Here is a 14,936-nt window from a genome sequence, read left to right on the forward strand (position 1 = left end):
TTGTTTATCGAGAATCTTGAACTTTCGAAGCAACAAAAAGAGAAGCAAGAGGAATTTAAAGCTTTTGTTGATTCTGAAGTCGTACCCGTAGCAGCGCATATTGATCAAGAGGAATGTGTGCCGGATTCCATGCTTCAGAAGATAATGGAGAAAGGGTACTGGGGAGCACCGATCCCTGCTGCATACGGTGGGGCTAACATGGACTACATTACTTACGGGTTATGGAATGAAGAGATTGGTCGGGGTTGTGCAAATTTACGGAATATCATTGGTGTTCAAGGGATGGTCACTTCCTCTATTCTACGGTGGGGCTCCCAAGAGCAGAAGCAGTACTGGCTGCCACGGATGAGTTCAGGCGAACTCATGGCTGCATTTGCGATTACAGAATCCCAAATCGGAAGTGATATCAAGAACCTTCAAACGAAAGCTCAACGAGTGGGAGAAGAGTACGTTATAACAGGACAAAAAAACTGGATTACCTTCGCACAAAGAGCGGATGTCTTTTTGGTATTTGCACAATGTGAGGGACAAGCCGTAGCCTTGTTAGTTGAACGAAATACACCGGGCCTAACCATCCGTCCGATAACTGGCATGTTAGGATTCAAAGGATCCATGTTAGCTGAATTACGTTTTGAAGAATGCAGAGTGCCGACCGACAACTTGGTTGGTAATGTCGGCTTCGGGCTATCACTTGTTGCTAATAACGGCTTAACTCATGGACGGTATAGCACAGCTTGGGGAGCCGTTGGCTTAGCTCAAGCTTGTTTGAATGCGAGCTTAGACTATGTAACGGACAGAAAACAATTTGATCACTATTTGAAAGAGCATCAATTGATTCAACAAATGATTGCTGATATGGTGACCAATACGATCGCTGCAAGGCATCTTTGCTTCAGAGCAGGCCAGTTATGGGACAAGAATGAGGTAACCGCTACCTTTGCTACTTCGTTGGCCAAATATTTTTCTTCTGTCCATGCCTTTAAGGCGGCGAAGGATGCGGTTCAAATACACGGAGCAAACGGTTGCAGCCGCAACTACCCTGTTGAGCGATATATGAGGGATGCCAAGATTATGGAGGTTGTAGAAGGAAGCACTCAGATTCAGCAGGTCTTAATTGCACAGGATGCATTTCATCTATTAAAAAACTGATTTGAAAAATCAATCAGAATAGAAGAAAGGAATGGGTATTACGATGAATAATAGTCATTGCATTCTACTTGATAAACCAATCTCCATTAACCACGCCGAGGAGTTAGAAAGACGGATATTTTTCGTCTCTGCCAACATCCAGCAATTTCAACTGATTAAAGGTGAGAGTACGATTGATGGCATTGAGGTCAGCCTCTTGCCAGGAACCGACCCAGTTGAAATTAAAAATAAACTCATCTCTGTGATCGAAAACGAAATTTTGCTTCAAATGGTGATACCACCACGAGTTGTTTGGGAATCCAATAAAAGCGGGACGAACTTTCAGGATGATGTATTTGATAAATTGCTTGAAAACCAAATGGTTTATGAGATGGGTGAAGGCCAGGTATGCTTCGGAGATAAGCTGATCCTCTTAATGGACTCCTTAGATCGATTGATTAAAGAAATGACGATATCTCAATTTGGGGCAACCGAATACCGCTATCCAACATTAATTTCGGCAAAAGCCTTAGAGAAATGCGGATATTTCAATTCGTTCCCACATTTCTTAATGTTTGTTACGAGGCTTCATAATGATATTGATAATTATCAAGATTTCCTCGATGAGTACAAATCTCACGACAAACTCGATTCCTATTTACTACCCTACTGTCAAAATGTCGACTACTGCTTGCCTCCAACCATGTGTTACCACACCTTTCATCAATTCCAAAATACGCAGCATGCTGAAACCCAAAATCGTGTCGTTACAGCTATCGGAAAATCGTTCCGTTATGAATCCAAGTATCATCGCACATTAGAAAGACTATGGGACTTTTCGATACGTGAAATTGTGTTTATGGGATCCAGAGATTTCGTGTTGGATAGCCGACAAAAATTTATGGAAGCATCGTTTTCTCTGTTTCAAAGATTAGGATTGGAAGGACACTGCGAGATCGCTAGTGATCCATTCTTCTGCAGCCATGATACGGCGGCGAAAATATTTAATCAAAGAATGCAAGAACTCAAATACGAGCTCCGATTAAAGGTTGCATGCGATCGAACCATTGCAGCAGCCTCTTTTAATTTTCACGATCACTTCTTTGGTGAGCAATTTAACATTAAACGTGGTGAAGAAGATTGGGTTTCAACTGGATGTGTTGGTTTCGGTATAGAAAGATTAGCATATGCGTTTATTTGCCAACACGGTTTGGACGAGAAACATTGGGCAAAGATTTTATCGAATGCATGTCCAGAAGCTCTTCTCGCTGAATAAATCGAACGACACGATGAACCTTCGACTGCTTGCCTGTGATGAAGCAACCTATCAAAGCTGTTTTTAAAATTTTATAATTATGGGGGATTGGATGGAGCAACAGCGTCTATTTCAAATCTTAGAACTCGATGGCACATTACGAATTGACAATATGGTAATCAACGAGAAATTGGCCATAGAGATGTACAAGCTTCTTGTATTAAATCGGGTATTTGATCGGAAGCTGGTGAACATGCAGCGAAAGGGCCAAATCGGTACTTATGCTGCGTTCGAAGGGCAGGAGGCAAGTCAAGTTGGAAGCGCTATGGCTCTGATGGAGCAGGATTGGATGTTTCCTACCTATCGAGATCATGCAGCGATGCTGACCTTCGGATATGAGATGGTAAAAATCATTTGGTATTGGATGGGTAGAATTGAGGGGTGTGTCCCACCCGATAACCGAAATATCCTTCCTCCTTATGTCCCGATTGCGACACAGATTCCCCAGGCAGCGGGGGCTGCCTGGGCTAGTAAATATAAGAATGAACGTGCTTGCTCTCTTGTTTACTTTGGCGATGGAGCAACCTCAGAAGGGGATTTTCATGAAGGATTGAATATGGCCTCTGTCTTCAAAGCGCCAGTAGTGTTTTTCTGCCAAAACAATGGCTATGCAATTAGTGTTCCGTTCTCCCGTCAAACTGCCAGTGAAACCATAGCGCAAAAAGCAATCGCTTATCAAATGGAGAATGTTCGGGTTGACGGTAATGATGTATTTGCTGTGTATGTTGCGACCAAAAACGCCTTGGAAGCTGCAAGAAGCGGTAAAGGGCCAACTCTAATAGAAGCGGTAACGTATCGATATGGTCCTCACACGACTGCTGATGACCCAAGCCGCTATCGAAGCACTGAGGAAAGTGAGTCATGGAAATCACGAGATCCAATACTGCGTTTAGAAGTATATTTGCGCAGACAGGGTGTACTGGATCAAGATGTACAAGAAAAAGTTGCTACAGAAGCGGAACGATTAGTGAATGATGGCATTCAATATGCACTCACAATTCCAAAATCGGATCCAGCGATCATGTTTAATCATGTGCTTTCCAATAAACCGTGGAATATTCAAGAGCAGGAGAGCAGTTTCAATCGCTTTATGCAAGAGCATCATCAATAGATTTCACGGAGGGACTGGATATGCAGAGGGACTTGAATCTCGTTCAGGCAATAAATGAGACCTTGGATTTGTTATTGGCCGAAGATGACAAGGTACTTCTCCTAGGACAAGATATCGGTAAAAATGGCGGTGTCTTCCGTGTGACCGAAAACTTGTTTCATAAGTATGGTGATCAGCGCGTAGTAGACACTCCTTTGTCTGAAGCCGGTATAGTAGGTTGTGGAATTGGTTTGGCGTTGAATGGTCTTAAACCCATTGTCGAAATCGAATTTTTGGGATTTATCTATCCTGCCTTAGAACAAATCTTGTCACATCTCTCAAGACTGCGCATGCGGACACAAGGCAAATATGAAGTTCCGTTAATCATAAGAGCTCCCTTTGGGGCTGGGGTACGTGCTCCTGAGCTGCATTCGGAGAGCATTGAGTCTCTTTTTTTCCAATCACCAGGGTTAAAAGTCGTCATACCTAGCAACCCCTATGATGCCAAGGGTCTTCTTATTGCTGCGGCAGAAGGCAATGATCCCGTCATTTTTCTAGAGCCTATGAAAATTTATCGCAGCGTGCGTCATCCTGTACCACAGCATCGATATTCGGTTTCACTTGGTAAGGCGAACGTTATGAAAGAAGGAACTGATATCACAGTTATCTCTTGGGGCTCCATGGTTTGGAATGTGGTTCAAGCGGCGGAGCTGCTTGAGAAGTCCCACGGCATTCGTCTGGAAATTGTGGATCTTCGTACCTTGTATCCGTTTGATATCGAGACGATTCAGGAATCCGTAAGAAAAACGCAGCGGGCCGTGATCGTACACGAGGCTCCATTGACAGGTGGTGTAGGAGCAGAACTTGTCGCTGTGATCCAGGAGCGAATGTTCAGTAATTTGAAATCTCCAGTAAAGCGAATCACGGGATTCGACGTTCCCATCCCTCAATTTTCAACCGAAGATTATTATCTGCCGTCTACCGACAGAATTGTTCATGAAATCGAACAAATGCTAGTTTCACTGGAGAGGTGAGCCGTTATGAAGTATGAATTTTATTTTCCGGAACTTGGTGAAGGACTTTTTGAAGGATATATTGTCGCCTATCTCGTCAAAGAAGGAGAACACGTCGTTGAGGATCAGCCGCTTGTAGAAGTCCAGACGGATAAGGTGACAACGGTGCTTCCTTCACCGGTTGCAGGGGTAATTGACAAACTGCCTTATCATCCTGGAGATGTCGTCACAGTTAACGATGTAATCATTGTCATTGATCACGGGAAGGGGGCAGCGTCAGACGCAGTAAATTTCGAGTGGTTAACAATGGACGCGACGAAGGGAAAGAAGGCTGCATGGAATGATTTTGGTATCAACCTAGGTGCCTATCCGAACGTAGTCGTGGACAATTCGCACGATGATTCGATTGTAACAATGACCTCCATGCGCAAGGAAATAGCGAATATTGTTACCAAATCAGTGCAAACCATTCCTCATGTAACGGTTTATGCAGAGGCGGATATTACAAATCTGCTCATGCATAAGCAAAGATTACAGATGAATCATGGCGTACGCTTCACATTGACACCAATCTTTTTGAAAGCATTATCTCTAACGCTAGGCCAATATCCGTTGTTTAACGCTCATGAGCATAACGGTTCATTGAAGCTCTTTCCAGCTCATAACATTGGGATTGCGGTGGACACGAACGACGGAGTCGTTATTCCTAATATTAAACAGGTGAATGAAAAACCAGTTGATGCATTGGCTGACGAGATTAATGATCTCATCGAGAGAGCAAGGTCAAGAAAATTGTTATTTACAGATTCACGAGAGGGAACAATTACAATTAGTAATGTGGGAGCAATAGGGGGAGGCTTCGCAACGCCAATTATTTTTTATCCCCAAGTTGCTATTGTTGCCTTATATCGTGCGGATAAAAAAGCAGTTGTCACCGAGAATGACGAGATTGTGGTTAGAAAAATGCTTCCGATTACGTTAACGTTCGATCATCGTTTCTTTGATGGTGCAGACGGACTCCGATTCATCAATACCTTTAAGGCTAATCTAGAGAGTCAATATGAAACATATTTAGATGAACTCCATTTTCACAGCGTAACGTCTAATTCCTCATTAAACGAATAATATTTATGGAATGACACCCTTGAATTAGAATACTTTCCCATCCAATCCAACATCCAAGACATTCATTTACATTCATTAGCAAAAGAGACCTAAGGGTGTACCTCACTTGATAAACTTACCGAATATCGCTGACATCTGGAATAGGAACGAAATGTAGTTTGACTTTTTCCATCTCCCTAGGAAATTGGGAAGCGAGTCAAACCCCAAATTCAAAAATATGCTATGAGGAGATGTAAGAAGTGAAAAATCTGATCGAATTCAGAAACGTAACAAAAGAATATAAAGTAGGGGAAGTACCGATCAAGGCTTTGGCCGGTGTTGATTTTTCCATAGCAGAAGGGGAGTTCGTTGTTGTCCTAGGTGCCAGCGGCGCCGGAAAAAGTACAATTCTGAATATCCTTGGCGGCATGGATACGGCTTCAACAGGACAAGTGCTTGTTGGCAATCAAGAAATCACGAAGTTGAACGAAAAAAAATTAACCGAATATCGTGCCGAGAAGGTTGGCTTTGTATTTCAGTTTTATAACTTAATTCCGAATTTGAATGCGCTTGAAAATGTTGAATTTGCCACGGAAGTATGTAAAAACCATCTGGATGCAAAAGATGTGTTATCCAAGGTTGGATTAAAAGACCGCATCAAAAACTTTCCTTCCCAACTATCTGGAGGAGAACAACAACGCGTAGCGATCGCGCGAGCCGTTGCGAAGAATCCGTTGCTCTTACTGTGTGATGAGCCGACAGGGGCATTAGATTATGTGACAGGCAAAGCCGTGTTAAAGCTTCTTCAAGATTTGAACAAGGAAACGAAGAAATGCGTGATCCTGGTCACACATAACTCCGCAATTGCTCCTATGGCGGACAAAATAATAAAGGTAAAGAGCGGGATGATCGAGAGCGTGACGATCAATCAGGACAAACAGAATGTTGAAGGGATCGAGTGGTAATGATGAAGTTATTTCTAAAATTACTCAGAGATATCAAACAATCGATCGGACAATTTCTCGCGTTTGTGTTGGTTATCGCAGTGGGCGCTTTTTTCTATGCAGGTTTGTTCACGTTAAGCGGTAATCTTAGCGATTATACAAAGGCTTACTATACGGCACATAATTTAAGCGATTTGAATGTTTACTACGATCACATATCCAAGCAGGACGTCACTAATTTAAGCGAAAACCAAGGGATTAACAAAATCGAAGCACGGTATACCTTGGATGCAACACAAGTTTTTGAAAATTTGAAGGCTACAATCAAAATTCACTCGATTCCCGCAAATAATGAAATTAACACACCTACAGTCATTGAGGGCCGAATTCCGTCAGGAGCGGATGAGGTCTTGCTCGATTCCCATTATGCTAAAGAGCATAAGTACCAAGTCGGTTCTCAAATTCATCTCAGCGTGAATGACAATCCGATGACATTCACCATTAGCGGCTTGGGCGAAAACGTGGAGTATGTAAAAAAGAACGAGATTCAAGATCATAAATCCTCTGGAGTGGCCTATATAGCTGAAGCGGCAATTCCACGAATCGCAGGCAGCCTAACCTATAATGAAATCTTGGTTGATGCGAAGGAAGGTTACGATATTGACCAATTGGGCCAAACCATTAAAGCGCAATCCACAGAGCTCACCTATGTGAACCAAGTCAGTAAAGAGCGTACATTCGGCTATTCCCAACTGAAGCAAACCATTCATAACAATAACTTGATGAGTAAGGTTATCCCGCTCGTTCTCTTTATTATCGAAGCGATTATTCTATTCCTCACCATGACGCGAATTATTGATTCGCAGCGAAATCAAGTAGGTATCATGAAGGCGCTGGGTATAAAAAACCGAAACATCATGCTCCATTACATGGGCTACCCGGTACTTGTAGGGATTATAGGCTCCATACTAGGCTGCATAGCTGCTTCAAGTATATTTATTCCATTAGTTAAGGTATCCAATGCTAAGGCCTACTCGCTGCCTGACATTGCCTTCTCTATGTCCTTAACTTCCGTGATTCCTCCCATTCTTGTCTCTAGCGCGTTCGGAATCCTGTCCTGTTACTTAAGCGGCAGAGCCATCCTTCGAGAATGTGCAGCTCAGGCAATGCGCCCCAAACCACCTAAGAAGATGAAGAAGCTGCTCGTCGAAAGAATTCCAGGGATCTGGAGTAATATTTCTTATAACTACAAGCTCATCTTGAGAAATATATTTTTAAATAAACCAAAAGCAATCGCCAGCTCAGTTGGCGTGGTGGTGAGCACGGTATTGTTAATTACAGCTTTTGGTACAATGACATCCTTGCAAAAGGTTGCCGACCAAATTGAAAAGGTGAACACCTATGATTTAAGAGTCGATTACACGAAAGAAAGTGCCCCGAAGACGATACAACTCCCCGCGGGCATTAAGAGCAGTTATGATTTATCCAACTTTTCCGTGGAATTCATAAAAGGAGACACTAAACAAAATGCTACGTTAATTGTTACAGAGAAAGAAAACAGTCTTATCCACTTCTTCGACGAAAAAGGCAATTCGATCGCTTTGAACGATAACGGTGTGCTGGTACCCCAATCGTATGCCAACAACTATCAGATTGCAGAAGGGGATAGCATTCAAATCAAGTTCACTTCGCCAGAGTTTGCCAACAAAACAGTTGAAATGAAGGTAGTACAAATATCCACCCAGTTTTCGAACCCTTCGTTTTATATTACGCCTTCGTATTTGCAAAGCTTTGGCATCGAATACAAACCAACGTCGCTAGTAGTAGAATCAAGCAGCGCTTCAGACCTTCCTAGCGTTCGTCATTTCTTCGAACAAGATAAACAGGTAGATACGATTGCGGATAAGGCAGACTTGAAGAAATCCGCGCAATATATTTTGAAGCAAAATAGCTTTATTTTCATCATGTTTATTATCAGTGCCATCATACTTTCTTTTGGCGCAATCTATACGATATCCTCCATAAACATTTATGAGCGAAATCGTGAGCTGGCCACATTAAAGGTATTAGGCTATCCGAAGCCCAAAATAAACCGGCTTATCTTCTTCGAGAATATTATCCTTACCACCTTTGCGGTTATTATCGCGTTACCGATTAGTGGCTACATGTATACCCTTGTCGTGAAGGCGTTGTCCAGTGCCCATCAGCAAATTCCGAATCAATTAAACTTATTCGTCATGCTGATAGCGGTTATTCTTGCATTCGTGCTTACTATTCTTTCAAGCTTACTGCTACGGAGAAAAGTATCACGAATCAATATGATTGAATCGTTGAAGAGTGTGGAGTAGTGAAAAAACAGCCTTACGTTCTTTGAGAACTGTAGGCTGTTTTTTTATATGCAGCAAGAGATTCTCAATCGTTAAGAAACCAACCAAGAAGCCAAGAAAGGAATCCTTTAAGGAGGAGATGAGACAAGATGAGTGCAGAAAAATCCTTTACCAAAGCTGAGATTACGGCGTATTTGGCAGAATTAGTGGAAGACATTTTGGATGAAAAAGTGGAGGATTACAACGAACCATTTATCAACTTGGGATTAGTGTCGGTGGACATCCCACTTTTTACAAAAAAAGTGTCCTTGCAATTTGGGCTGGATATCGAAGTTACATCGATTTTTGAGAACTCGAACATCAATCTGTATACGGACTTCTTATACAACGCATTAAACCAATCAGAAACATCTGCATTGAGCAATGAGAACCCGGGCAGGAACTCGGAAGAACCTAATTCCGATGATGATGTTGCAATTGTCGGAATCAGCTGCCGTTTTCCAGGGGGAGCCAATAGTCCTGAGGAATATTGGGACGTGTTAATGAACGGAATTAATGGCATTTGTGATATGCCAGCAGATCGATGGGATGTTGATCGCTATTTTAGCGATAACAAAGAAGAGCCTGGAAAGATGTATTCCAGGAAGGGTGGATTTCTAAACATACCCATTGATCGATTTGACCCGAAATTTTTTAATATGTCACCCAAAGAAGCCAAGTCTCTCGATCCGCAGCAGCGACTGCTGCTGGAACTGACATGGGAGGCATTTGAAAATGGGGGCATCAATATTGCTCAGCATTATGGAAGCAACACGGGGGTATATATCGGAATCGCCGGAGAAGAGTATTCGTTCGGCCACTATAAATCGGGAGATTTAACTAAAATAGATGCCTACTCGCTTACTGGAACAACGTTCAGTACCGCTTGCGGCAGAATCTCCTACACGTTTGGGTTTGAAGGGCCTTCCTTCTGTGTGGACACCGCCTGTTCTTCCTCCCTGACTGCACTTCATTTAGCTAGCAAAGCGATTAAATCTGGTGAGGTAGATACCGCAGTCGTGGGTGCGGTGAATTTGATGATTTCACCTGCCGTTCATGTGTGCTTCTCCAAGCTGGAAGCCATATCTACCGACGGACAAAGTAAAAGTTTCGATGCTGCAGCAAATGGATATGGTCGAGGTGAAGGCGGCGGGGTGTTGATCTTAAAACGCCTGCGTGATGCAAAAAAGGATAACGATAATATTCTTGGTATCGTAAGAGGAACCGCGATCAATCAAGATGGCAAGAGCAATGGATTAACGGCACCGAATGGGTTAGCTCAAGAAAAAGTAATCACGAAAGCACTAAAAGAAGCAAGATTGAATTATTCCGATGTTGATTATATGGAAATGCACGGAACCGGTACTAAGCTTGGTGATCCGATTGAGGTGAAGGCCGTTGTCAATACCTATGGCAAAGATAGAGCTATGGACAATCCGCTTCAGATTGGTTCGGTGAAATCGAATATTGGGCATTTGGAAGCGGCAGCAGGAGTGGCTAGTATTATCAAGGTGCTATTAGCGTTCAAAAATGAGGTTATCCCTGCAAATTTGAACTTTAATGAGCCTAACCCTTTTATTCCTTGGGAGAAATCACCGGTTTCCGTTATTGCTGAAAATACAGCTTGGAAAAGCGAAGGTCGAGTAAGAAGGGTGGGCGTTAACGGTTTTGGCTTCGGAGGCTCCAATGCCCACATCATCTTGGAAGAGCCGCCTAAGAGAGAAGCGCCACAGACAAAAGATACTGATCCTATCACTATCGTAAAAATAGCTGCCAAAAGTGAAAAGGCATTAGTCGAAAATGTGAAAAGCAATCTTGCATATTTGAAGAGAAACCCTCAGATTGCGCTCAACGATTTTGCGTATACCAATAATAAGGCCAAGGCTGATTTTGCTTACAGGCTTACGGTTACGGGTCAGAACCGAGAAGAGTTAGTGAACAGGCTGCAAGCCTACATAGATACGAACAACAAAGCGGGGATCTCCACGAGACATCGTGAACACATCGATATGCATCAGGACACCAAGCTGGTGTTCTTGTTTACGGGACAAGGATCGCAGTACGTCGGCATGGGGAAGGAGTTGTACGAACATAACCCTTCGTTCCAATTGACTTTTGACCAATGTGATCGATTATTTGAGCCGTTTATCAATAAGTCGTTAGTAGAAATGATCTATAGCGATAAATATACCGGGAAAGATATTGCGAGAACCCTCTATGCACAGCCTTTAATCTTTTCAATCGAATATGCATTACTCAAGTTCTGGGAGAGTGTAGGGGTTACTCCTGAAATCGTGCTGGGCCACAGCATAGGGGAATATACTGCAGCAGTTGCCGCTGGCATTCTGACACTTGAGGACGCAGTGAAGCTGGTTGCGCTTCGCGGTCAACTGATGGATTCAGCTCCGGGAGAGGGAGCAATGTCGGCTATTTACACAAGTAAGACTGTGATCGAAGATCTGCTGAGAGGCTATGAGGGTAAGGTGTCTATTGCCCTGCATAATGCAGAAGAGAGTATCGTAATATCCGGAGAGCGGGATGCTGTTGAGGCAATCTCGACGGAAGCAGAGAACAGAAAAGTGAAAGTGAATCGACTGCATGTATCTCATGCATTCCATTCTCACTTAATGATTCCGATATTGGAGCAATTTCGAGATGTTGCGCAGAACGAGGTGGAATTTAGAAGCAGTAGGCTGACCTATATATCGGCCACCCTCGGGAGAGCCGTGGAACAAGATGAAGTATTAGACGCCGACTACTGGACGAATCACATCAAGGATAAAGTCGATTTCTACCATGCATTATCCCAATTACAGGATGCGCAAAACACCATATTCCTCGAAATTGGAGCAAACAACACATTATGCTCGCTTGGCAAGCTCATCCTGAATAAAGAGCATCTGTTGTTGAACTCTCTTGATATGAAGAAAAATGCATGGGAGCAAATCATGCATTGCTTAGGAGAACTGTATTGCCATGGCGTATCGATCCTGTGGGAAGGGCTCGAGACAAGCTTCAATCGTTCATACAATCGAGTAGCATTGCCTGCGTATGTGTTTGATCGGGAAGCTTCTTACTGGATGCAGCCAGTGTGCTCTCATGAGGACAGCATGCCTGCGCTTGCAGGTACTGACTACCATCCGCTTATTGGACAGAGAATCAGCACTCCATATCTAAAGAATAGTGCCTTGTACCAATCTACGTATACAGTAGAGAATCCGTATTTCATGCAGGAACATATTATCTTCGATACCGCGATAGCTCCTGCTGCTGCTCATATGTCTATGCTCATCTCGATTGCTAAGGATTTCCGTAATCCTGCAAGCAGTACGATATCCAATGTGGAATTTCATGCCCCATTAACAGCAATACAAGACGAGATGCGGGTTGTGCAATTCCTTATCGAGGATACTAATCTTGAGCAAATGAAATTTGAACTTGTAAGTACAGATAAGCAGTCACAGCATGAGAATTGGATGACACATTGCAAGGGAAATATTCTCATGTCCCAAGAACAAGAGCGTGAATCAGAGAAGCGTGTGTCGATTGATGAGCTCACAAACAAGTACCCTGAAGTAACATCCGGATACAATGCCTATGATGTAATGAAAAAGTTTGGTTTTCAATTAGGGGACGGCTTTACCCGAATCTCGAAAGTATGGAAGGGTGAAGCTGAAGGACTCTGCTATATCGATCCCAAAAAGGACATTCCAAATGGCAAAGACTACATCGTGTATGCAGGTACGATAGACTCTATCTTCCAATCTATATTCTTTGTATCCGAATTGAGCATGAGAATGGACTCACAAAGAGAGGCGTATGCATTAAAGACCGCTATTCCCATCTCGTTAGGCAAATTGAAATATCACTATAGAGATGCCGAAAGCTATTGGTGCCATATTAAGGTGGATGATTCTCAACAATCCGGCGTAGTGGGCGATATCGATGTCTACAATGAAAAGGGAGAAATCGTCTTTGAAATTGAGAGGTTAATGGCGAAGGTAACGGAGCGGGATACCTTACTCAAAGAAATAAATAATAATGGCGAGCGTCTGCTCTATCAAGTGGAATGGATGGAACAAGCTAGAGCCAGCAAGAATACAAAAGCTGGCGGTAACGAAAAAATGGTACTCATCGGTAATGACCCGGATATCATCGATCGATTCCATGAAAGGTTAAATGGTTATGGAATACCTTCGATTCGAGTCATACAAAGTGATAAATATGTAGAGCATGATGATGATATCTTCTTTGTTTCGTACACCAATAAGCACGACGTAAAGAGGCTGCTGGAAAATATCGCGAGTCGATATGGAAAGGATACGTGCAAGCTTATTTATATAAGTACAGCAGATGAGGCTAAGCTAAATAATCTGACTGCTGACCAATTGAAAGATACCGTTGAAAAGGAATGCAGCGGGTTATTGCATCTCGTTCAATCGATAACTGAATTAAATTACTCCAACAAAATGAAAATCAAGGTAATAACGAATAATGTGCATCAGATAGATGACGCAGTGAAAGGTGCAGCTACATCACTCTATCAAGCTCCGTTATGGGGATTTACCGAAGTTATTCGTCTTGAGCATACGCTGTTATGGGATGGCATTATTGATACAGATACCCATATGCTAAAAAACGAAATAGACGACATTATCAACGAAATCCTACATGGAGAAGAGAAGCAGGTCGTGCTCGGAGAACAGCATAAGAGGTATATTCCTCAGCTGATTAGAAACTCCAAGAGCCGTGCGAATAAAGAGGAGCTTGCGATTCGAATTGATGATGACGCCGCATATTTGATCACAGGCGGCACTGGTTCCATTGGTCAAGTTTACACAGAGTATCTGATCAACAGAGGCGCCAAAAACATCATATTAGTAAGCAGAAGCCAAGCCTCTGGCAAATTGCTTGAAACGATGAACTCGTGGAAGGAAAAGGGAGTGCACATCACCCTTGAACAGGCTGATGTGAGTGACGAGGCTGACGTAATCGCAATGGTACAGAAGTTGAAACAGAACAACCTGACGATTAAAGGTGTCGTTCATGCGGCCGGTATCATTGATGATAAGATGATCAAAGATCAAACCTGGAACAGCTTCGAAAACGCATTCAAGACAAAGGTATGGGGATCCTTCCACCTGCATCATGCATTGCAGGATGAGAGCTTGGATTTCTTTGTGATGATGTCATCTATTTCATCGGTAGTAGGGAATATGGGGCAGGCCAATTATGCGGCGGCCAATTACTTTATGAATAGATTTGCAGCATACAGAAGAAGCCTGGGAATGCCGGCGATGTCGATTTGCTGGGGACCTTGGGAAGAAGCTGGGATGGCGACAAGCAACAGCAATATATTAAAGAACATTGAGAATAAAGGGCTCTATGGAATGTCCAAAGAGCTAGGCAAGAAAATGATTGACAAGGTATTTCATAAGGATCTTGCTTCCATTGTCGTTGTCGATGCAAATTGGGAGCTATTTAGTCAGCGGACTGGTGTGGATGAAGTGACAGCGTTTTTAAGCAACTTCATCACGAACAATCATTCGCGAGGAACACAAGGTGAACAATCGGCGGCAAAAGAAGATGTCATCGCCAAGCTCCATGAATTAAGTGAAACGGAGAGATCCGAGTATCTATTATCCTTGCTGCATAAAGCTGCAGCTGACATTATCGGATTTCAGGATATCAATCAGTTATCGGTTGATAGTTCCTTTACCGAACAAGGAGTAGATTCCTTAATGATCTTCTCCTTAAGAAATGAAATAAAGGCACTGTTGGATCTGCAAGTCGACATTTCTGTCTTCTTCAATTATCCATCCTTACGGAAATTGAATGGCTATTTAGTAACCGAAGCTATGAGCTTTGAAGAGACAGAACAGAATGGCAGCAACGCAACCAATAATGAAGAATCCGTCGAGGATATTTTGTCCGAGATCAACTCCCTGCTTAATTAACGACGATAATTTACCTGTT

General features: G+C 42.9%; 8 protein-coding genes. All 8 read left to right on the forward strand.

Annotated elements, in window-relative coordinates:
- The 8 genes from M3661_RS12260 to M3661_RS12295 all read left to right on the forward strand — a co-directional run bounded on the left by M3661_RS12260 (position 1) and on the right by M3661_RS12295 (position 14,917).
- Entirely contained in the window at positions 1-1,149 is a 1,149-nt protein-coding gene (locus M3661_RS12260; RefSeq protein WP_251485314.1) for an acyl-CoA dehydrogenase family protein, read from the forward strand.
- Between the two features lie 31 nt (positions 1,150-1,180).
- Positions 1,181-2,404, forward strand: coding sequence for a class-II aminoacyl-tRNA synthetase family protein (locus tag M3661_RS12265; protein ID WP_065291755.1), 1,224 nt, complete (start codon positions 1,181-1,183; stop codon positions 2,402-2,404).
- 91 nt (positions 2,405-2,495) lie between these two features.
- Complete coding sequence (pdhA, locus tag M3661_RS12270) at positions 2,496-3,554, forward strand: pyruvate dehydrogenase (acetyl-transferring) E1 component subunit alpha (protein ID WP_065291756.1); 1,059 nt, start codon at positions 2,496-2,498, stop codon at positions 3,552-3,554.
- A gap of 20 nt (positions 3,555-3,574) precedes the next feature.
- Positions 3,575-4,567 carry an alpha-ketoacid dehydrogenase subunit beta gene (locus M3661_RS12275; protein ID WP_065291757.1) on the forward strand — a complete coding sequence of 331 codons (993 nt, stop codon included), beginning with the start codon at positions 3,575-3,577 and terminating at the stop codon, positions 4,565-4,567.
- 6 nt (positions 4,568-4,573) lie between these two features.
- Entirely contained in the window at positions 4,574-5,671 is a 1,098-nt protein-coding gene (locus M3661_RS12280; protein ID WP_065291758.1) for a dihydrolipoamide acetyltransferase family protein, read from the forward strand.
- A 239-nt stretch (positions 5,672-5,910) separates the two neighbouring features.
- On the forward strand, positions 5,911-6,615 hold the full coding sequence (locus M3661_RS12285; protein WP_065291759.1) for an ABC transporter ATP-binding protein: 705 nt from the start codon (positions 5,911-5,913) through the stop codon (positions 6,613-6,615).
- A 2-nt stretch (positions 6,616-6,617) separates the two neighbouring features.
- Complete coding sequence (locus M3661_RS12290; RefSeq protein ID WP_251485676.1) at positions 6,618-8,942, forward strand: ABC transporter permease; 2,325 nt, start codon at positions 6,618-6,620, stop codon at positions 8,940-8,942.
- 128 nt (positions 8,943-9,070) lie between these two features.
- Positions 9,071-14,917: a type I polyketide synthase gene (locus M3661_RS12295; protein WP_251485317.1), complete on the forward strand. Its 5,847-nt coding sequence runs from the start codon at positions 9,071-9,073 to the stop codon at positions 14,915-14,917.
- The last annotated feature ends 19 nt before the right edge of the window (positions 14,918-14,936 follow it).

It is taken from the genome of Paenibacillus sp. MER 180 (genome assembly GCF_023713665.1).
GTDB classification, from domain to species: domain Bacteria; phylum Bacillota; class Bacilli; order Paenibacillales; family Paenibacillaceae; genus Paenibacillus_B; species Paenibacillus_B suaedae.